Below are 20406 nucleotides of genomic sequence, written 5' to 3'. Positions count from 1 at the left end.
CTTTCGTTGAAAGGCGGAGTGGATGATCGTACCCCTCATGTCGGCTGCCGCCGATACGTGCGGGGGCAAGGCCGGTGCGCTCGGCGCGCTGCTTCGCGCAGGACTGCCGGTTCCCGACGGCTTCGTCGTGTCGTTCGCCGCTTACCGCGCCGCCGTCCGCGACCTGGACCTCGAGCGGTTCGCCGGCGAGCCGGACCATCTCGACGCCGTGCGGCGGGCGATCGAGGCCCGCCCGGTCCACGCCACCCTGATCGACGCGCTCGGACGCGCGCTCGACAAGCTCGGTGATCCGCCCGTCGCGGTGAGATCGTCCGCCGCGCATGAGGACACCGGCCAGGCGTCGGCGGCCGGTCAGCACGACAGCTTTCTCGCCGTGCGCGGAGTCGGCGCGGTCACCGACGCCATGCGCGCCTGCTGGGCCTCGCTGTTCACTTCGCGCGCCATCGACTACCGGGGCGCCTCCGACCGCGGTGGCCGGCCCTTCGACGATCTCGTCATGGCCGTCCTCGTGCAACGCCATCTGGACGCCGAGGTGTCCGGGGTCATGTTCACGCCCGCGGACCCGCACGACGCGATCCGCATCGAGGCGTCCTGGGGGCTCGGCCCCAGCATCGTCGGCGGCACGGTCACCCCTGACGCCTATCGCGTCGCCGAGGACGGGTCGGTCACTCGCACGGTCGCGCACAAACGGACCCGCCTTGACCGGCGCGGCAGGCAGCTCGTCATGTCCGACGTGCCCATCCGTGCCCGCGACCGGCCGGCAATCGACGACGCGACCGCCACACTGCTCGCCGAGCTGGGCAAGGAGATCGCCGCCGTACGCGGTGGAGCGCAGGACGTCGAGTGGGCGATCGCCGATGGACGTACCTGGATCCTGCAGGCACGGCCGGTCACCGCCGCACCCCCGGCGTGGCCTTCGCCTGCCGGTCGCACTTCGGCCGCCGCGCCCACGCTGACTGGAACACCGGGCAGCCGCGGGGTCGTGACCGGCCCTGCGAGGATCGTCCGCGGTCCCGGCGACTTCGCGAGCGTGCACCCGGGCGACATCCTCGTCTGCCCCTTCACCGACCCCGCCTGGACGCCGCTGCTGCGTATCGCGGCCGGCGTCATCACCGAAACCGGAGGCGTGCTCTCCCATGCCGCGATCGTCGCTCGCGAGCACGGCATCCCCGCGGTCCTCGGCATCCCGAACGCGACGAGCAGACTCCACGACGACAGCACCATCACCATCGACGGCACCACCGGCGCCGTCACGGCGGCCAATGCGTGACCGATCCTCTGCCTCTCCGGCCGGGTAGGCATCACCCGAGAGCCGCACCCCGCCGACGAAGCACAAGTACCGGCAGTCGCCACGGCGTGGACCCCACCCATCCGGCCAGCGATGATCGCGCCGCTCGGCCGCGCACAGCCTCCTCGCCCTCCGCCGCACCGAACAGCCCCACCCAGACCCACGTCACCCACGGATCGAAAGGAGACGGGAAGCGGGCCCACGCGGGCATCGCGCCCCATCTGCTCATGACCACGCGACACCTCTACCTGGCACGCCACGGTGCGGCCGACGCATTCGGGAACCTCACCGACATCGGTCGTCGGCAGGCGGGCCTGCTGGGCGAACGGCTCGCCGGCCTACCAGTCGACGCCGTGTGGCACTCTCCGCTACCGCGCGCCGCAGCCAGCGCGCACGAACTCGCGCGGCACCTGCGGAACGCGCCCGTCGCCGAGGCCGCCGAACTTATCGACCATGTGCCCTACGTTCCCCAAGCGGCCGAAACACCCCCATCCTGGGCCGGATTCTTCGACGGCTACGACGACGCCGAGGCGGCCTCGGGCCACAAGCTCGCCGAGGCCCTGGCCGCCCGGTTCGCGAAGTCCCCCGACACAACCGCGGCAGGAACCCGGCGCGACACTCACGAGGTTCTGGTGACGCACGCCTACCAGGTCGCGTGGCTGGTGCGGCACGCCCTGGACGCGCCGCCATCTCGGTGGCTCGGCCTGAACAGCGCCAACGCCGCACTGACGGTCATCGACTACCGCACCGGCCTGCCGCCGACGCTCGTGATGTTCAACGACATGAGCCACCTCCCGGCCGACCTGCGCTGGACGGGGTTCCCCGACGGCATGAGGCCATGAGGCGGCCCCTCAAGGCCCGTACGCGTCTGCCGGCGAAGGCAAGGACGGGGGTGGACGCCGGCGGTTACGGCTGCGGCGCAGGATCCGGCTGACGGCCGCCGCGCTCGGCCGCTCGCGGGGCGGGCTGACCAGCAAGGTGCACCTGTCGGCCGACCGGCGATGCCGTCCGCTGTCGTTCGTGCTCACTCCAGGCCAGGCAGGCGACAGCCCGCAGTTTCGCGCTGTGCTGTCTCGTATCAAGGTGCGCCTGCCCATCGGCCGCCCTCGTACCCGCCCGGCAGCGGTGGCTGCCGACAAGGCGTACTCCTCCCGCGGCAACCGCGCTTACCTGCGCCGACGCGGTATCAAGGCCGTCATCCCGGGGAAGAGCGACCAGGCGGCCAACTGCAAGAAACGCGGCTCCCGCGGCGGCGGCCCGGTCAGGCATGATCCAGATCTCTACAAACAGCGCAACACGGCCGAACGCCGCATCAATCGGATCAAGGAGTGACGTGGGATGGCCTTCCGTTTCGACAAGGCTCCTGACAGCTACCTCGCCGGCCTTCATCTACGCGGAGCCATCTCGTGGATCCGAAGCCTTCAACCTGTCTAAAGATCCGAAGTCCGTACAGGCTCTAGTCCTCTGCCCCCGCCGTCCACGGCCGGAGCTTGTCCGGGTTGCGTACGGCCCAGATGTGCTTGATCCGGTCGCCTGCGACGTCGAAGGCCATCACCGTCACGGTGACGCCGTCCTGCTGCGCCACCAGACCGGGCTGACCGTTGACCATACGCTCCAGGATCGTCATGTTGGGCACCATGCCGGCGATGTCGATGGCGTAGCGCGCGATCTGCTCGCCGCCTCCGATCGGGCGGAGCACGGCGTTGACCAGGCCGCCCCCGTCGCTGATCGCCGTGGCGTCGGGGTCGAGCAGGCCGATGAGGGCGTCGATGTCCTTGGCTTCCCATGCCAGCTTGAAATCCCTGACGATGCCCGCCTGCTGGGCCGTCGGAGTCGCGGGGGCCTGCGACTCGCGAATGCGACGGCGGGCCGAGGATGCCAGCTGGCGACATGCGGCGGGCGTACGCCCGACGATCTCGGCCACTTCGGCGAAGGAATAGCGGAAGACGTCGTGCAGGATGAACGCGACGCGCTCGGCCGGGGTCATCGACTCGAGTACGACGAGGAAGGCCATGTTGACCGACTCGTCGAGGGTGACCCGGTCGGCCGGGTCGACCGGGGTGCCGACCGCCCGTCCGCTGACCCACTCCGTACGCTCGGGCAGCGGCTCGGGGATCCACTCACCCACGTAGCGCTCGCGCCGGGCCCGCGCCGATCCGAGCAGGTCCAGGCAGATGCGGCCGGCGACCTTCGTCAGCCAGCCGCCGGGCGAATCGATGGCGTCCTGCTGCTCCCGGGACATGGCATACCAGCGGGCGTACGTCTCCTGTACGACATCCTCGGCATCGGCCAGAGAGCCGAGCAGCCGATAGGCGAGATTGAGCAGGTGACGTCGCTCGCTGACGATCGCGCTCAAGCTCGGATCGGGCCGGACTTGTCCTGGCTCGGATGGGGTGATCATGTGTCGTCGGCTCCCTTGGTCACATCTGCCCTCACCAGTTCGACGAGGCAGCGCATCGAACTGTGAGGTCGGCGCGTCGCCTCACATTCCCGGCGGCTGTGTCGTCGGACTACTGAGACACCATCCACCACGCAAGGAAGCGCGGCGACCCCGGGCCGGTACGCGGATCGCACGCCGAAAACCCGCGCCGGAACGTGTGATCGTCCCCCGCGGCCGGCCACGTCGTCTCGGACGGCCGACCCCACCGGGTCGCAGCCCTCGAAAGCACCGCTGAAAGTGAGAAAGGAAGACCTCGCGATGTCCACACCCACGACGGCCGAGCAGGACGGCCTTCAGTCGCGTCTGCCCGACCCCATCCAGTTCTTCCCCGAGGTGGCGACAATCGCCGGAGCCATGACCAAGGCCACCAGGAACGGTTCGATCCCGCACACCACCGTCAGCCTGGTGCAGCTCCGCGCCGGGCAGATCGCCGGCAGCACCTACCACACCGTCCGGCAAACCGACCTCCTCCGCAAAGCCGGGGAAACGGACGAGCGCATCACCGCCGTGGCGTCATGGCAGGACGCACCCTACTTCACCGACGCCGAACGGGTCGCGCTGGAGCTCGTGGAGGCCGTCCTCACCCCGAACCCGTCCGGGGAGCGCGTCCCCGACGCGTTGTACGCCAAGGCGTCCGCACACTACGACGACAAGGCGCTCTGGACGCTCACCCTGGCGATCGGCCAGATCTGCTTCTTCATCCCCGTCGCTCTCATCGCCAAGCCGATCCCCGGCAGGCCCCTGGGGAAGAACTACAGCAAGTAACGCCCTACAGGGTCAGGGTGGGGGCAGGCCGCCGTGCCTCACCCTGATCACGGCCGGCTCCGCGATACCCGCACCGCCGCCTGTCCGGTCACCTCGGAGACGGCCTCGACGAGCCCGCCGCCCGCCTGGGCGATCTGGTCGAGCGCGCCTTCCGGCGCCATCCGTGCGATGCCCTGGCCGCGGTGCTTCCTGTCGACGTCGAAGCAGGTGATCCGCCAGTCCGGACGCGGAGGGCCTCCTTCTCGTACTCACGCCTGTGCTTGCGTTCGGCCGGCGACGACCGCTCGGACGCTGGGTGCACCGCGGTGAACCCAGCGACGACAAACGTGTCCGTCCCCGGCTTCAGCGCGCGATCAGGCCTCGGCAGCCGCCGTGGCCAGGAGCCGGGCGAGTTCGATCGGCCTGGTGACCATGGGCCAATGACCCGAGTCGATGTCGACGAATTCGAGGTGCTTGGCCTTGGCGAGCTCGGGCACGTCACCGGCGTCGATCCACTCCTGCGCCTGGGCGGGGGTGAATTCGGGGCAGACGAGTACGACCGGGACGTCGAACCGTCGCTCGTCCGTCAGACGAACCACGCCCTTGGCCACTCCTTCGGGTACCGGGATCGCCGCAGACGCGATGGCCCGCTTGGCCTCCTCGTCCAGGTCGGCGGAGTCGGGCCCCTCGAACGGGCCCCAGCCGGGGAAGGGCATGACGCCGTCCTTCGATTCGAAGAAGTCGGCGTAGGACTCCCCGTCGGCGGAGGGGAAACCGCCGATGAGGGCGACTTTGGCGACCTGCTCCGGTCGCGCGTCGGCGGCCAGCCACGCCAGGGTGCAGGCGGCGGAGTGGCCCACCACCATGACCCTTCCCGACGCCGAGTCCATGGCGGCGAGCACGGCTGCCACCTGGTCGTCGAGCGTGGCCGAGGTGGATCCGTCGCCCTGACCGGGAAGGGTGAGCGGCACGGGGCGGTGGCCGAGCGTCTCGAGGGCGGGCGCGACGTCGTCCCATGCGGATCCGTCGAGCCACAGGCCGGCGATGAGCAGGATGTCCATGATCAGTACTCCTTCTCCAGTGACATCAGATCACGTTCGGCATAGAGCCGGTGTTCCCATTCCTCGTTGAGGACGATGCCGAGACACTCCTTGAAGGGGAAGTCCTCTTCCTGGGGCCACCCGGGCTCGGCGCGGGTCACCTCGGAGGCGAGTTGCTCGTCGGTGAGTGACTCCATGACGTGGCGGACCATCGCCTGGCGTTCACGTCGGACCGTGAGCACCTCGTCGAGCGAGGGCCGTGCCTCGCGGTCCCGCGGGATATCGTCCCATTCGGGCGCCTCCTCCCACGGCAGGTCCAACGAGTGCCACGGCGAGGCGTTGCCAAGGATCATCCGGCCCACCCAGGCGGCACCGGCGAAGTTGAGGTGCCGCAGGGTCTCGATGAACGACCACTCATCGTCGACGCTGCGGTGGAGCGCCGCCTCGGGCAACCTCCTCGCACGCGCGACGGTGCCCTCCCACAGCCGCTCCAGGATCGCCCACGCCTCACGGAACCCGTCAGGGTCGTCGGGGCGCATCCTCGCCCGCTCGGGCATGCGGCGGTTCAGTTCGGCATCGACGAGCGGCGCGATGTCGACGCCGTTCACGACGACGTTCTTCAGCTCGCCGCTGATCTCGACGTCGACCAGCTCGACGCCGCGCATGCGGCTCCCGCTGAACAGGGCGGCGCGGAACTGCGCCCCGGTGAAGTCGACTGCGCGCATACGCGCATCGTTGAGGAACACCCGGGTGAAGGAGGCGCCCCGCAGGTTCACGCGCTCGAAGCGTGCTCCCGCGAGGTCCTGCTGGTGGAACTCGGTCATGGGGCACACGCTAGGACTCATTCCGGACGTTCTGCTTCCGGTACATCCCTTGACCACCTAATCTGCTCGTGTGCCGACCGATCTCAGCCCCACCGCACGAGCTCTGCGCACCATGGAGATCCTCCAGACCCGCCCCGGCGTGACGGCCGACGAACTGGCCGCCTGTCTGGGTGTCACGGAGCGGGCCGCGCGCCGGTACGTCGGGATCCTCCGAGAGGCGGGCATCCCCGTCGAGTCAACCCGAGGCCCCTACGGCGGGTACCGGCTCGGACGCGGGACGAGGCTGCCACCGGTCGCCTTCACCGAGCCCGAGGCACTCGGTCTGGTCATGGCGGTACTGGACCGCCAGCCTGCGGCCACCGACGTCGACGACCTCGTCGGCTCCGCCCTGGCCAAGGTCATCAGGGCACTGCCCGAACGCGTCGGCCGGCAGGCGGCCGCACTGCGAGAGCATGCGTCGGCCGCGCCGGACCCGCGATCGGCCCGTCCTGACCCCGCCACCACCAGCGCCCTCGTCGCCGCCATCGCGAGCCGACGCCGCGTGCTGGTCACGTATCGCAGCGAGTCCGGCAACGAGTGGGAGGCCGACGTGGACCCCTGGGCGGTCGTCGTCCGCCACGGGCGCTGGTACCTCCTGTGCCACTCCCATCGCGCGGACGCGATCCGCACCTACCGGGTCGACCGGATCCGCGCGGTCCAGCAGACCACGCGCGCGTTCGAGCCGCCCGACGGCCTCGACCCCGTGGCGGCGCTGGAGGAGAACCTGGGCACCGGCTGGGAGTTCCCCACCCGCGTCGTGTTCGACGCTGCGCCGGGTGAGGTGACGCCCTGGGTCCGGCCTCCCATGGGGCGGCTCGAACCGTTGGGAGACGGGTGCGTGCTCGTCGGCAGCACGAGCAATCCGGAGATGTACGCGCAGGAGTGGTTGGCGACGGTGCCGTTCGCCTTCCGCGTGGAAGGCGGGCAGGAACTCCGTGCGGCGGTCGCGAGGCTCGCCTCGCGTTTCGCCGCGGCCCTGGCGGACCGCCCCTGACAGGCCACCGCCGACGCCGCGCCGCACCGCCGAAACGGCCCCTTCCCGCTTGCGCGCGCGGCCCGTGGTAGCGGTCGACTCGCATGCCGTGTCACTCGGAGTCCAGGGTGTCGGCGAGGGCGTCGCGGAGGGCGGCGCGCGAGGTGATGCCGAGTTTCGGGAAGACCTGGTAGAGGTGGGTGGAAACCGTTCGCGGCGACAGAAAGAGGCGGGCGGCGATCTCTTTGTTGGTGTGGCCTGCCGCGGCGAGCCGAGCGATCTGGCGCTGTTGCGGGGTGAGGGAGGCCAGGCCGGTCGCCGGGCTGGAGCGGCTGATGCCGGTGGCGCGTAGTTCCCGGTCGGCTCGCTCTGCCCACGGGATGGCTCCGAGGCAGTGAAAGATCTGTGAGGCGCTCGCCAGGTGCCGGCGGGCATCGGTGGTGCGTTTGGCGCGGCGTAAGTGGGAGCCGTAGGCGAGCTGGATGCGGGCCAGGTCGAAGGGCCAGCGGTCGTTGCCCGGTTCGGCGATCGCCTGTTCCAGCGCGAAGGTGTCGGCCCGGGGGTCAGTGATGGCCGCGGCGGCCAGGACCACCAGGCGAAGGCGTGGGGACAGCCGGTCGAGGCGGGCCTCGCGGGCGGCGGCGACGTGAGCCGCGGCCTGCGCGCCGCGACCGGTGTGGACGGCGGCCTCGATGAGGTCGTGGAACACCCACAGGGCGTGCGGCGCGTAGGGGGCCAGGGTGCCGGGCGGGCTGATGGCGGCGGCGTTGTGGAAGGCGGTCTCGAAGTCACCCTGACCGAGGGCGGCGAGGCCGCGGATGTGAGAGGCGTAGGCGCCGATGATCCCGGCGCGGCGGGGAGCCGCCCATGCGTCCATGTCCCGGGCGGTGTCGGCGGCTTTCCTGAAGTCGCCGCGGGCCGCGGCCAGCAGGGCGCCGGTAAGGCGGCCCGGCCAGACCAGCAGGTCGTAGCCGTGGGTCCCGCACAGCTGGAGGCCCTCCTCGATCAGCCGCTGGGCTTCGTCCCACCGCCCGGTGTGGAAGGCGTCTTGGCCGAGGAGGAACAGCGCTTCGATCGCCGAGCTGATCGCACCGCCTTCACGGCCGTGCTGGATGACGCGATGGAGGGCTTCCCTGCAGCGGGAGAGCCGGTCGAGGTAGGCCACGGCGATGCCGGTACGGATGATGCGGGCGGAGCTGACCTCGTGGCTGAGCCTCGCGACGGCGGCGTCGGTGCGAGCCAGCATCCGCGAGGTGAGGCGGGCCGGATCGCCGAAGGCGTGGGAGAGGATCACCAGGAGTTCGGGCGGACGTGGCCGCAGGCGGTCGACGGTACTGTGCAGGGGCGGCCACAGGCCGGCCCTGCCGCCGAAGAAGCAGACCATGAGCAGGGTGTACAGCACCTCGAGGACGACGATGTCGCCCGCGTCGTAGGGATCGTCGTGCTCGTGGACGGCGGTGATCAGCAGTCGGTGGGCGGTGTCGACATCGCCGTCACCGTGCAGGAGGTGGAAGGCGCGGGCGCCGGCCACCGAGAGCAGGTCGCCGGGGCCGGGGCCGGCCAGGCGGGCCTGCTCCAGCAGGCGGGGGGCCTCACGCAGGTCACCGGTGACGAGGGAGCCCAGGTAGGCGGCTTCGGCCAGCCGTCCGCTGCGGCCCCTTCCCTTGGGACTGAGCTGGGCGGCGCGCAGCAGTTGGGTGACGGCGCCGACGGAGTCGCCGCGCCGCAAGTTGGCGATGGCGACCTCCTTGAGGAGGGCCGCGACCTTCTCGTCGGGTTCCTCGGTGGCCTCGGCCAGGTGCCAGGCGTGCCGTTCGGGCTGGTCGGCGAGGCGGGCGGCGATTTCGGCGTGGGCGCGGCGGCGTTGCTCGCTGGTCGACAGCTCCACGATCGCCGACTGGATGAGGGGGTGGCGGAAGGTCAGCCGTTCGCTGGGCTCGTCAGCGTGTACCAGGCCGGAGCGTTCGGCGGCCGACAGGCCCCCGCCGCCCCGGTCGGCGTCGACCGCCCGGACCAGGCGCAGGTCGCCGGTGCCGTCCAGGACGGCCAGGAGCAGCAGGTCGACGACGTGCGCCGGCAGTGCCCGGACGCGGGAGGCGAAGACGGTCTGCAGCCGGCGACTGAGAGGCAGCGCCGCGGGCAGAGCCCCGGCGACGGTGTGGGCCAGGTCGCCGAGGGAGACGGGCAGCTCCAGCAGGGCGAGCGGGTTGCCCAGCGCGGCGTCCAGCAGCCGCCGCCGCACGCGCGGGGTCATCACGGGATAGCGGCTGGTCAGCAGTTCGGTCGCCGCCTCCTCCGAGAGGGGTTCCACGTACACGACCGGCAGGTTGCTCTGGTCGAAGGAGCTGGGTTCACCGGTACGGCAGGCCGCGAGCAGGGCCACCGGCAAGCCGGCCAGACGGCGGGCCACCATGCCGAGCACGAGCGCGCTGGCCCGGTCCAGCCACGGCAGGTCGTCGACCACGAGTAGCAGCGGCTGCCGCTCGGCCGCCCGCTCCAGCAGCGCCAGCACCGCGCCGGCGACCAGCAGCTGCGCGGGCGCGGCTCCCTCACCCAGACCCAGCGCCACGCTCAGCGCCCCGGCGAGCAGCGGGCTCAACCGGGGCACCTCGCCAAGGCATGGGTGGAGGAGTTGGTGAAGGGCGGCATTGGAGATGTCCGCCTCGAACTGCGAGCCGGTCGCCCGCAGCAGCCTGATCCCCGAGTCGGCGGCGAGAGCGGCGGCGTGATCGAGCAGGGCCGTCTTTCCGACACCCGGGTCGCCCGCCAGAAGGAGCGCGTCCCCCACCCCTTCGGCGATCCGGCTGGTGAACAGCCGCAGTCGTCCGATCTCCGGTTCGCGGCCGATCAGCGTCGTCGGCGTGGCAGCCCCCTGATCGTGGCGTCCGCTGAACCCATGCATCTCCCGACCTTCCTTCCTCCGCTGGGCCGTGTCCAGCCCGCACGCTCCTCGTGTCCCCCTCGGACGGTCTCCCCTTGCGGCGCTCCCCCGTTCGACACGCTCGTCGTCACGGGCTGGAGGGCGGGAGGCCAGCGGATGGTCGGCGTGTGAGGGCCGGAAGGCGGCGGATCGGTGCGGCCCGCAGGGCCCCCGCCACCGTTTTCCCGTTCAGCCGCCTGCTTCGCGGCTCGCCGTAAGCGTCAGGGATGCCGGGCAAGACAGACGGGAGACAGACGTCTGGCCCGGCCACAGGTGCCGGGCCAGACGGTTCGCAGGCCGTTCAGCGGCGCGCCGTGGGAGCGCACCGCGTTCTCTACCGGCCGGTGCGGGCCGTGGCGGCCTGGGCGATGACAGCGGCCACGGCGGCCGGGTTGGACACGTAGACCGCGTGGCTGCCCGGCGTCTCGGTGACCGTCGCCCCGGCCCGCTCGGCCATGGCGCGCTGGGCGGGCGGCGGGATCATCCGGTCGTCGGCGGCGACCAGGTACCAGGACGGCGTGGTCCGCCAGGCCGGCTCGGAGACCGTGCCCCCGAGCGCGTCGACGCCCCACGGCACCTGAGAGTCGGCCATGAACCGCGCCTGCGCCTCGGGCAGGTCGCCGGCGAAGGAGGCGGGGAACTTGTCGCGGTCGAGGAACAGGAACCCGTCTTTGGGCGGCAGGATCGGGGGGACCGGCGCGCCCGGCGGCGGGTCGGCGATGAGGGTGTTGACCGACTCGCCTTTGTCGGGGGCGAACGCCGCGATGTAGGCCAGCGTGGCGACATTGGGATGGGTGCCGGCCTCGGTGATGACGACGCCGCCGTAGGAGTGCCCGGCCAGGACGGCGGGCCCGTCCAGGCCGTCGAGGATCTGGTGGGTCGCGGCGACGTCTCCGGCCAATGACAGGGTCGGATTCTGCACCACGGCCACCCGGTAGCCATAGGCGGTCAGGTGCTCGTAGACCCCCTGCCAGCCGGAGCCGTCGACGAACCCGCCGTGCACCAGCACGATGTTCTTCACTTGCGGACCTGCGTTCACGGCACTGCCTCCTTCGCCCGGGACTCGGCCCCGGGCTCGATCGGGGAGATGCCCGGAACGCTAGACGGCCGGGAAGAGGCGTCGATTGCGTCAAATGACGTAGTTTCGGCCTTCCCATAGTCGACGCCGAACGCAGGTTCGGAGTGGTGCTGGAAGTGGGGGTACCTGGGCCGGGATCACGCCGCCATCCCCGCGCCCGGAGCCGGTTCGACATCGCTCACGACGCCGAGCCCCTGGAACGCGGCCGCGTCGCGAGGGTCCGCACGCGTCCCTCGTCAGAAGGGCTGACGGTCGCAGCCACTCATGCCGGTGGCCTGGGCAGTCGAACCGGTACGGCTCGGCGACCATGCGCAGCGTCCGGCACGGGTAGTCAGCCGAACAGCACTCGCGGCAGCGCAGAACCGCCTGGGCGCGATGTCGAGGAGCGGCGAACTTCCGGTGAAGACGACCTCGGTGGGGCCGTGCCAGGCCATCAGGGCGGCGTCTTCGTCGGCGCGGTGCCCGGCGAACGCCGGGTCGCGGCGGCCGGCCCGGTGGCTGATGGCTTCGCTCAGCCGACGGGCGAACGCGGCCGGTGCATGCAGGGGGGTGAGACGGTTCGGCCTCGTCCCCGCTGCGGGAACTACCCGCGTGCCGCCGCGTCGAGCAGGATCCGCGCCAGCTCGCGTGGCCGGGAGAACATCGGCCAGTGGCCGGCGTCCATCTCGACCAGCCGCCAATGCTCGCTGGTCAGCAGCTTGACCACGTCGTCGCTCGGCTGGTCGCCGTCGAGCAGGCATTTGACGTACGTCGCCGGAAGCCGGCCGAGCGGGCGTGCCAGTACGGCCGGCTCGGTCAGCGTGGCGCCAGGGTGTGGTGTCGAACCGCGCACGATCCGGGCGATCTGCTCTCCGGTGAGGCCCTGACCATCGTAGTCGGCCGCGATCAGCGGCGGCCAGAAGCCCCCGTTCTCGGCGATCGAGGACTCCACCACCGTCCGGCCGTGAACCGACCAGCGGGACACGAACGACTCTCCGTCGCCCGGAACGTTGGAGTCGACGAAGACCACACGGGCCAGCCGGTCGCCGATCCGCTCGGCGGCCTGGCCGACCGGGATGCCGGAGTAGCTGTGCCCGACCAGGATGACGTTGCGCAGATCATGGCGTCCGACCTCGTCGACGATGTCCTGGACGTGGGTCTGCTGCCCAGCTGGAAGACCACGCCTGTCGGCGAGGCCGGACAGCGTCAACGGGTGGGCGCCGTGGCCGGCCGCACGCAGCTCCGGCACCACCTCGTCCCACGCCCACGATCCAAGCCACGCGCCCGCGACCAGTACGAATTCCGCCACGGTGCAAAGGTAGCGGAAGGGTCCGACAACCACCCACAACGCGGAGCATCGCACACGTGCTCGCCGTCGAACCGGCCGCACGCGCAGCAGGCGCGGTACACCTCACGGCCGTCCACCGCGGACGCGACCGGGTCGAGGTCTCGCCAAGGGCTGTAAGCCTGCTGGTCGACGGGCCGCGACGGCGCACCGTCGGCGTGTCAGCCTCTCGGCGACGGAGCCCTGGTTCCCAACTCGTGTCGGGCTCAAGCGCTGGGACCCCGGTCAAACATTTGTCGCGTCGCCTCGGCGGCGGCCAGGCCATCACTCGGGGCCGGTCCGGGACTCAGAAGATCGCACCCCGGGTTCTCGGGCGGCCCGGTTCTGCTTACCTATGTGCGTGACGCCATCAAGGATGAAGCGGTGTCGGCGCTGGTTCGCCGAACACTCGCTGGTGACGAGGTCGCTGGTGGGGATGGTTGCCGCCGCCGCGCTGGTGGGGACCGTTGTCCTGGTTCTGGGACCGTTGTCGTGGCTGGTCGCGGGTGAAGCCGTCAGCCGATTGGCGGGAAAGGAACAAGCGGATGCGATGAACGCGGTCCGGCAGACGGTGCTGGCCGCGCTCGGTGGAGCATCTGCTCTCATCGCTCTCGGTTTCACCGTGCGGACCTACTATCTTTCGCGGCGCGGCCAGGTGACGGATCGGTTCGGGAAGGCCGTCGGCCAGCTCGCCTCCGAAAAGCTCGAAGAACGGTTGGGCGGTGTTCACGCGCTGGAGCACGTGATGGCGGAGTCCGCGGTCGACCATACGGCGGTCATCGGCGTTCTTTGCTCCTTTGTTCGGGCTCGCACCATGCGCCCCAAGGACGAACAAGGAGAATACGTCTCCGAGGACGATCAGGAGCTCGGCTGGACCGAGCCGGCGGCTGACATCGATGCCGCGATGACCGCCTTGGCCCGCAGGCCCAGGCGAGACGAGCCCAACCGGCCGGATCTGCGGGCGGCGAAGCTCGTCGGCCTGTCCGTGAGAAGCATGGACTTCTCCGGTCCACCGCGGCTGACCCGGATGTTCCTCACGGCGGCGGATCTTCGTCGGGCGGACTTCCGGGGTGCGGACCTGCGGGGCACGATCGCCACCGCAGCGGACCTGAGGCACGCCCTGCTCCACCGGGCCGACCTGCGGCAGGCCTCGTTCGATGCCGCCGATCTTCGTGGGGCCTACCTGGATGGCGCTCGACTGGCGGGGGCGATGTTCGAAGGGAGTGATCTTCGTGGCGTGCACGGGCTCTCCGCCGCCCAGGTGGCGGAGGCCTATGTCGATGCGGAAACCCGCTTCTCGCCGGAGCTTGCCGACCATCCGTGGGTGCAGGCTCGGCTGGCGGACTGCGCCGCGTGGACCAAGACCCACCCGGACCCATGGGCCTGCCCACCTCCCACTCGATGGAAGTCCGTGCCCGAACCGACATCCGCATCCGGGCCGAAGCCCGCACCGGAGCCGGAATGAGCGTGATACTCCTGCGGGGGCGTGCGGTCACGCGTTGGCGAGACGCCGGGCGAGGGTGTGGCAACGCTGCTTGAGCTCGTTCGGTTCGAGTACCGTGAAGGCCCCGCCCACGAGGGTCGCGAGCATGGCCGCCCACTCCAGCGAGTCCACCCGAGCGGTCAGGATCACATGCGCCGGACCGTCCTGGACGACCTCGGGCTCCGCGTTGCGGAAGCGGTCGACGACAGCGGCGGCCTCGGCCTCGAACCTGATGCGCACCTGGATCCGCGGGTCAGGCAGGAGACGCTCGATCTCCTCTGCTTCCCGGCCGGGGGTGAAGGCGTAAGGAACGAAGGTGGTCTGCGCCAAGGCGCAGGACCGGACCCTGTCCAGCCGGTGGATCCCCCAGGAGTCGGAGGCCCGCGCGAGCAGGTACCACCGCCGGCGTCGAAGGAGCAGCCGGTACGGCTGCACCTCTGACGTCGTCCCGTCGCACAACTCCAGCACCGCGGTACGGCCTTGCTCGGCCCCCTGCGCCAAGGTGGCGAGGAGGCTCGCGTCGACGGAGATCGTCACTTCAGGTGACGTGGTCAGGGCCTCGGTGACGCGCCGGCACGTCGCCACCAGAGGACGCGGTATCGCCCGCAGCATCTTGCCCAACGCGGTCCTGGCTGGATCCTCGACCCGTGTGTCTTCTCCCGTGCCGACCAAACCTGACCTCGCCGTGGCCAGGGACATCCCCACCACGAGTGCCACGGCTTCCTCGTCCGACAGCATCAAGGGCGGCATGGTGGTGTTGGCACGCAGCTCGTACGCCCCATGCGGTCCGGGTCCGGCGTCGACGCGATAGCCCATCTCCCTGAGCCGGGCGATGTCCCGGCGAACTGTCCGGACGTCCACCTCCAGCCGAGCGGCAAGTTCGCGACCGGACATCGAACGGCCCGACTGCAGGCAGGAGAGCAACGAGAACAGGCGCTCCGTCGAATGAACCATGCTCCATCTTCACCCCGCATCGAGGACAGGACCTGCCCTCAACCGTTCATAGCGTGTCCCCATGAGCACAAGCACTCCCATCCTCGTCCTGGGCGGCACCGGCACGGTCGGTAGCAGGGTCGCCGACCATCTCCGCGGCGCCGGTCACAGCACCCGGGTCGCCACCAGGCACGCCGAGTGCCGCTTCGACTGGTCGATCCCCGACACCTGGGGGCCTGCCCTCGCCGGCATACAGACCATGTACGTCCTCCTGCCGGATGACACCGGCATGCCGACGTCGTTCATGCAGGAGGCCCGCCGATCCGGAGTACGGAGAGTGGTCCTGCACTCGGACCGCGGCATCGACGTCATGAACGTCACCCACCTCCAGGAGACGGAACGACAGGTACGCGAGTCCGGATGCGACTGGACGATCGTGCGCCCCGACTGGTTCAACCAGGACTTCGAGACCTTCTTCCGCCAGTCCGTCCTCGACGGTCGGCTGTGCGTGCCCATCGGCTCGACCCGCCAGGGCTTCGTGGACGCCGACGACATCGCCGCCGTCACGGCCCAGGCCCTCACCCGGAAAGATCACATCGGGCAGATCCTGCCCCTGACCGGTCCCAGGGCGCTGTCATTCCCGGAAGCCCTCACCCACATCCACGACGCGACGGGACTCACCATCGACTTCGACGGCACTCCAGACGCGTACCGCGACTCGCTCCGCGCCGAGGGGACACCGGACGAGGTGGTCGACACCTTGATCGAGAACTTCTCGGCCGCCGCGGCTCAGGGTGACACCACACCCACCGGGATCGTCGAGGAGATCCTCCAACGCCCGGGAAAGGACTTCAGCACCTACGCGCGGGAGGCCGCGGCCAGGGGCGTATGGCAGAAGCCTTGAGCACCCGCCCGCGACCGGCGGAGGCGGATGGACGGGTGGCGACGTCGCCCCGGTCTCCGTTGATGTTGCCGACCAGCGCCGTGGCGCTCTGCTTCCTTCCGGTCCCCCGCTCCGACCGCCCGACCTCGCGCTCGACGACCGCAAGGGCCGTACCCGATCCGCGTGTACCACGCCTGGTTCCCCTGGGACGGTCTCCAGGAGGGCGCCCGGCGCCCCGCGGCGACGAGGTCGCCACCCACCGCGAACCGGCGAAGTGACGACCCTGACTTCGGCCCCCGTCCCAGGGCAGGCCCCGGTCGCGGGGCCTGCCCTGGGCGGCTCTACAGAAGCTCAAGGGCCTTGGCCACGCCCGGGTCGCGCCCGGCGGCCAGGTCGGGGGCCGTCATGGGGGCGTGGTGGTCGACCGGCACGCCGATCGTGTCGATGATCTCGCGGGCGGGCCCGAGGTGCCTGAACTTGGGCAGGAGCAGGACGCTGCCGTCGTCGAGAAGGTACCCCTCGGACGGACCGGAGACGGCTCCGGCGGTGCGGGTCCCGACGAGAGTGCCCAGGCCGTTGTCCTTGACGGCCGCGCTGAAGTCCTCGCAGGCCGAGGCGCAGGCGCGGTCGGTGAGGACGACCAGGCGCAGGCCCAGCAGCGGGACGGTGTCGTCGGTCCTGTTCGGGACGCAGTCGCCCTTGAGCGGGCAGAAGTAGCTGGTGACCTTGCCGTGCGCGAACGCGCCGAGCAGCCGCGTCACCTCCCGAGGTGACCCGCCGCCGTTGCCACGCAGATCGAGGACCACGGCCTTCGGCTTGTCCGGCAGCTTGGCGATGACCTGGTCGGCGGCGCCTTCGAAGAATCCGGGCAGGTGGACGTAGGCGACACCGCCGGGGAGCGGCTTGGACGTCACCGATGGAGGTTGTTGTGGCGTGATGGGGCCCTGCCTGACGTCGACGGTGCGGGTCCGTCCCGTCGTGGGGCGCTTGAGCGTGAGCCGTACCGTGCTGGAGGTGAAGGCGTCGGTGATGCCCTGGTTCGGGGTGTCACCGACGAACGCCGGCACGCCGTTGACCTTGACCACGATGTCGCCGGGTCTGATGCCGGCCTTGGCGGCGGGGCTGCCGGGCAGCACGCGGGTGATGTACAGCGGCGGCCGGGCGGCGGGGTCGAGCTGCGGTCCCTGCAGGGCCGACAGGCCCACGATGCCCGTTCCTTCAGGCCCGCCCTGCGGCGGCTGGGCCGGCCTGATCCAGCGGGCGTGGTTGTCGTGCAGGCCGGCGACCATCCCGGTGATCGCGGCGCGCAGTGCGGCAGGCTCGCCCGTGCCGAGAACCTTGGCCAGGGCGTCCCAGTCGGTGTCGCGGTTGCCTGTCAGGGCGGGCAGCCGGAGGTCCGCCCGGTCGGCGCCGCGCCGCATCAGGTCCTGGGTGTAGGCGGCGAAGGCGCTCTTCAGCAGCGCCTTCGGATCCATGGCCGGGCCGCTGTAGTAGTTGTCCAGCACGCAGAAGTAGGCCTGCCGGAGCGTGTTCACCGACGTCGGCGGTGCCGACTCCGGCGGTGGCGCGGTGATGGCGGCGCAGCCGGCGGCCGGCGTGGACGCCGGTGTCGGCCGGGCGACCGGGGCCGGCAGGGCCAGTTGGGCGGCCGGGGCCGACCGGGCGACCGGTGCTTGCGGGGCGGCCGGGGTCGGCGCGGACATCGAGCAGGCCGTCAGCAGGATGCCGGAGCAAAGGGCTCTGATCATGAGCCCAAGGTGGCCGAAGGCGGGTTGCGCCGCGGTGAACGGAACGGTTAACGCCGCTGTAACCGGTTTGCGGGTATGAAGGGCGGCATGCGGGTTCTGGTGGCCGAAGACGAACGCGATCTGGCCGACCTCGTGGCGGTGGGATTACGCCGCCACGCCATGGCCGTCGACGTGGTGTACGACGGGCTCTCGGCAGCCGAGCGGCTGGCGGTGCACGAGTACGACGTGCTCGTGCTCGATCGGGAGCTGCCCGAGATGCACGGCGACCTCGTGTGCCGGGAGCTGGTGGCGCGCGGGAGCCGTACGCGGATCCTGATGATGACGGCGGCGGCGTCGGTGCCGGAGCGGGTGGCGGGTCTCGGGATGGGCGCCGACGACTACCTGCCCAAGCCGTTCGACTACGCGGAGCTGGTCGCGCGGGTGCAGGCGCTGGGGCGGCGCAGCCCGTCGCAGGTCCCGCCGGTGCTGATGCGGCACGGCATCGTGGTCGACACGCACCGGCTGCAGGCCTCGCGGGACGGCCGGCACCTGCACCTGTCGCTCAAGGAGTTCGCCGTCCTCGAGGTGCTGATGAGGGCGGACGGCGCGATCGTCAGCTCGGAACGGCTGCTCGAGGAGGCGTGGGACGAGAACGCCGACCCGTTCACGACGGTGGTGCGGGTCGTGGTCAGCCGCTTACGGGCGAAGCTGGGCGACCCGCCGTGCATCCGGACGGTTCCGGGCGCGGGATACCTGCTGTGACGACGGTCAGGGTACGGCTCACGCTGGTCTACTCCGGACTGTTCCTTCTGACCTCGCTCGTGCTGCTCGTCACGGTCAACCTGCTGCTGCGCCACGCGTTGCGCGCACTGATCACGCAGCCGGTCGCGCCGGTGGCGCCTGAGCCGGGGGCCGCGGCCGACCGGGTGCCGCCGATGCCGCAGCTGCCCGCGCTGGTGGAGGACGTGGTCGACTACCAGTGGGGGGTGACCGCGCTGCTGGTCGGGATCCTGGCGCTGGTGTCGGTGGTCGTCGGCTGGCTGGTCGCCGAGCGGATCCTCGGGCCCGTCCACCGGATCACGGCCACCGCGCGGCGGCTGTCGGTGTCGAACCTGCACGAGCGGATCGCGCTCACCGGGCCGAAGGACGAGCTGAAGGAACTGGCCGACACGTTCGACGCGATGCTCGACCGGCTCGAACGCTCCGTCGAGGGGCAGCGGCGCTTCATCGCGAACGCGTCCCATGAGCTGCGTACCCCGCTGGCCGTCCAGCGGGCGGCGATCGAGATCGGCCTGCCGGAGGACGTGGGCGAGATCCGCGACAAGCTTCTGTTCCACAACCGCCGAACCGAGAACGTCATCGACGCCCTGCTGGTCCTGGCCCAGGCGGAACACGGCTTGGACAACAGGCAGCCGGTGGCCCTGGACCAGGTCGTACGCAACGTCCTGGCCGAAGCAGGCTCGGACGAGGTCAGCGTGACGGCGCGGACCGAACCGTTCGTCGTCGACGGGGATCCGGTCCTGCTGAACCGGCTCGTCGCCAACCTCGTCGACAACGCGATCCGCTACAACCACTGCGGCGGAGGCGTCGACATCACGCTCGCCGACGGAGTTCTGACCGTCCGGAACACCGGCCCTGACGTGCCGAGGGAACGGTTCGGCGACCTCTTCGAGCCCTTCCGGCGGCTGCACACGACCCGGGAGCAGGGCACCGGGCTCGGGTTGTCGATCGTGGCGTCGATCGCCAAGGCGCACGGGGCAGGCGTGCGAGCCGCCCCCAACCCGGGAGGCGGGCTGGAGCTCACCGTCGCGTTCGCGCGAGGTCAGGGCCGGGAGCCTGCAGGGGACGAACGGCGGCAGGCCGAAGAGGGCCTCGCCCGTTGACGCGCGGCACGCCACGGCGACAGCCCTGCGCCCTTTGCTCAGTGCGGCAGCTCGGCGGGCTTGCGACGCCACCGGCGAGACAGCCACGGCGGTACGTCTAGGACGCCTGCTTGGCCGCCCGCCACTCCGGCGCGAGCACCGACCAGACCTCGATATCGTGCCGCTTGCCCCGGTACAGATAGCTCTGTCGCAGCACGCCCTCTTTCGTCATCCCGAGCCGCCGGGCCACGGCGATGCTCGGCTCGTTCGCCGCCGAGACCTGCCACTCCACGCGATGAAGGCCCCGCTCCTCGATGGCCCAATCGATGATCACCCGCGCCGCCTTGGTCACCAGCCCCTTGCCCGCTGCCGACGGCTCCAGCCAGCAGCCCGCCTCGGCGTTGCCGTGCTCGATGTCCATCGTGCGGAAGAGAACGCCGCCGACCAGCTTGCCGTCGGCCCAGATGCCGTAGATCCGGCCGGTCTCGGCCACGGCCTTCTCCGCGTAGCTCTGCAGGAGGGCGCGGCTGGACTCCAGGTCGGTGACGCGGTCCGGCAGCGCGATGTGCTGTCCGATGAACTCCCGCCCCCGGTCGATGTGGGTCAGGAACTCCTCGGCCAGCCACGGCTCGAGCGGGCGCAGCTCCGCGCCGTCCTCGCCCAGGGATATCGCGTACACCGTCACCCTCCACGGTCGAAACCTGTCCATTCTGCGAGGGGATCTTCTCACGGATGGCGTCGGCCTTCGGGGGCGGGGTCGTGCTCGCGGCGGCCACGGCCGACCCGGACCGAACAGGCGAGTGGCCGACGGGCGCGCCGCTCATGGATACGGACTTCCTCGGGAAGTCGGCGTCGAATCCAGATACGTT

Annotated in this window: 17 protein-coding genes and 1 pseudogene; 9 read left to right on the top strand and 9 right to left on the bottom strand. The window is 70.9% G+C overall.

Annotated features, from left to right (window positions below; genetic code table 11):
• Positions 1 to 22 precede the first annotated feature (22 nt).
• The 3 genes and pseudogenes from AC3EO4_RS27915 to AC3EO4_RS27905 all read left to right on the top strand — a co-directional run.
• Entirely contained in the window at positions 23 to 1270 is a 1248-nt protein-coding gene (locus AC3EO4_RS27915; RefSeq protein ID WP_431898531.1) for a PEP/pyruvate-binding domain-containing protein, read from the top strand.
• Positions 1271 to 1515: 245 nt separating this feature from the next.
• Positions 1516 to 2130: a histidine phosphatase family protein gene (locus AC3EO4_RS27910; protein ID WP_431898530.1), complete on the top strand. Its 615-nt coding sequence runs from the start codon at positions 1516 to 1518 to the stop codon at positions 2128 to 2130.
• 55 nt (positions 2131 to 2185) lie between these two features.
• A pseudogene (locus AC3EO4_RS27905) lies at positions 2186 to 2722 on the top strand (IS5 family transposase); the annotation flags it as partial.
• Positions 2723 to 2744: 22 nt separating this feature from the next.
• Here the strand turns inward: AC3EO4_RS27905 and sigJ are convergent.
• Positions 2745 to 3644: an RNA polymerase sigma factor SigJ gene (sigJ, locus tag AC3EO4_RS27900; protein ID WP_488186357.1), complete on the bottom strand. Its 900-nt coding sequence runs from the start codon at positions 3642 to 3644 to the stop codon at positions 2745 to 2747.
• Between the two features lie 342 nt (positions 3645 to 3986).
• Here sigJ and AC3EO4_RS27895 point away from each other — a divergent pair, with 342 nt between their 5' ends.
• Positions 3987 to 4493, top strand: a complete 507-nt coding sequence (locus AC3EO4_RS27895; RefSeq protein WP_379580555.1) for a carboxymuconolactone decarboxylase family protein — start codon at positions 3987 to 3989, stop codon at positions 4491 to 4493.
• A gap of 353 nt (positions 4494 to 4846) precedes the next feature.
• On the opposite strand, the gene AC3EO4_RS27890 is transcribed toward AC3EO4_RS27895, so the two are convergent.
• Both AC3EO4_RS27890 and AC3EO4_RS27885 read right to left on the bottom strand, forming a co-directional pair.
• Complete coding sequence (locus AC3EO4_RS27890) at positions 4847 to 5533, bottom strand: alpha/beta fold hydrolase (protein WP_379580553.1); 687 nt, start codon at positions 5531 to 5533, stop codon at positions 4847 to 4849.
• 2 nt (positions 5534 to 5535) lie between these two features.
• Positions 5536 to 6336 (bottom strand): DinB family protein, encoded by an 801-nt coding sequence (locus tag AC3EO4_RS27885; RefSeq protein ID WP_379580551.1) that lies wholly within the window; start codon positions 6334 to 6336, stop codon positions 5536 to 5538.
• Between the two features lie 70 nt (positions 6337 to 6406).
• Between AC3EO4_RS27885 and AC3EO4_RS27880 the strand changes: the two genes are divergently transcribed.
• Entirely contained in the window at positions 6407 to 7369 is a 963-nt protein-coding gene (locus AC3EO4_RS27880) for a helix-turn-helix transcriptional regulator (protein WP_431898527.1), read from the top strand.
• Between the two features lie 91 nt (positions 7370 to 7460).
• Here the strand turns inward: AC3EO4_RS27880 and AC3EO4_RS27875 are convergent, their stop codons facing one another.
• From AC3EO4_RS27875 to AC3EO4_RS27865, 3 genes are all read right to left on the bottom strand, one after another.
• The gene (locus tag AC3EO4_RS27875; protein ID WP_379580547.1) at positions 7461 to 10250 is read right to left on the bottom strand and encodes an AAA family ATPase; all 2790 of its coding nucleotides are present in this window, start codon (positions 10248 to 10250) and stop codon (positions 7461 to 7463) included.
• Between the two features lie 352 nt (positions 10251 to 10602).
• Complete coding sequence (locus tag AC3EO4_RS27870) at positions 10603 to 11307, bottom strand: alpha/beta fold hydrolase (RefSeq protein ID WP_379580545.1); 705 nt, start codon at positions 11305 to 11307, stop codon at positions 10603 to 10605.
• 622 nt (positions 11308 to 11929) lie between these two features.
• Positions 11930 to 12634 (bottom strand): alpha/beta fold hydrolase, encoded by a 705-nt coding sequence (locus AC3EO4_RS27865; protein WP_379580543.1) that lies wholly within the window; start codon positions 12632 to 12634, stop codon positions 11930 to 11932.
• A gap of 430 nt (positions 12635 to 13064) precedes the next feature.
• On the opposite strand from AC3EO4_RS27865, the gene AC3EO4_RS27860 reads away from it, so the two are divergent.
• Positions 13065 to 14114 carry a pentapeptide repeat-containing protein gene (locus AC3EO4_RS27860; protein WP_379580541.1) on the top strand — a complete coding sequence of 350 codons (1050 nt, stop codon included), beginning with the start codon at positions 13065 to 13067 and terminating at the stop codon, positions 14112 to 14114.
• Between the two features lie 27 nt (positions 14115 to 14141).
• Here the strand turns inward: AC3EO4_RS27860 and AC3EO4_RS27855 are convergent, their stop codons facing one another.
• Positions 14142 to 15086, bottom strand: a complete 945-nt coding sequence (locus AC3EO4_RS27855; protein WP_379580539.1) for a helix-turn-helix transcriptional regulator — start codon at positions 15084 to 15086, stop codon at positions 14142 to 14144.
• A 61-nt stretch (positions 15087 to 15147) separates the two neighbouring features.
• On the opposite strand from AC3EO4_RS27855, the gene AC3EO4_RS27850 reads away from it, so the two are divergent.
• Positions 15148 to 15969 carry an NAD(P)H-binding protein gene (locus tag AC3EO4_RS27850; RefSeq protein WP_379580538.1) on the top strand — a complete coding sequence of 274 codons (822 nt, stop codon included), beginning with the start codon at positions 15148 to 15150 and terminating at the stop codon, positions 15967 to 15969.
• Between the two features lie 320 nt (positions 15970 to 16289).
• Here the strand turns inward: AC3EO4_RS27850 and AC3EO4_RS27845 are convergent, their stop codons facing one another.
• Positions 16290 to 17696, bottom strand: coding sequence for a S41 family peptidase (locus AC3EO4_RS27845; protein WP_379580536.1), 1407 nt, complete (start codon positions 17694 to 17696; stop codon positions 16290 to 16292).
• An 87-nt stretch (positions 17697 to 17783) separates the two neighbouring features.
• Here AC3EO4_RS27845 and AC3EO4_RS27840 point away from each other — a divergent pair, with 87 nt between their 5' ends.
• Positions 17784 to 18437 carry a response regulator transcription factor gene (locus AC3EO4_RS27840; RefSeq protein ID WP_379580535.1) on the top strand — a complete coding sequence of 218 codons (654 nt, stop codon included), beginning with the start codon at positions 17784 to 17786 and terminating at the stop codon, positions 18435 to 18437.
• Positions 18434 to 19558 (top strand): sensor histidine kinase, encoded by a 1125-nt coding sequence (locus AC3EO4_RS27835; RefSeq protein ID WP_379580533.1) that lies wholly within the window; start codon positions 18434 to 18436, stop codon positions 19556 to 19558. The genes AC3EO4_RS27840 and AC3EO4_RS27835 overlap by 4 nt, the downstream gene beginning before the upstream one ends.
• A gap of 97 nt (positions 19559 to 19655) precedes the next feature.
• Here AC3EO4_RS27835 and AC3EO4_RS27830 read toward each other — a convergent pair whose 3' ends face one another.
• The gene (locus tag AC3EO4_RS27830) at positions 19656 to 20216 is read right to left on the bottom strand and encodes a GNAT family N-acetyltransferase (protein ID WP_431898526.1); all 561 of its coding nucleotides are present in this window, start codon (positions 20214 to 20216) and stop codon (positions 19656 to 19658) included.
• Positions 20217 to 20406: the final 190 nt, after the last annotated feature.

This window comes from Nonomuraea sp. bgisy101, from assembly GCF_057708945.1.
The sequence above is the reverse complement of the archived record's forward strand: the minus strand, read 5'-3'. Positions and strand labels throughout refer to the sequence as shown.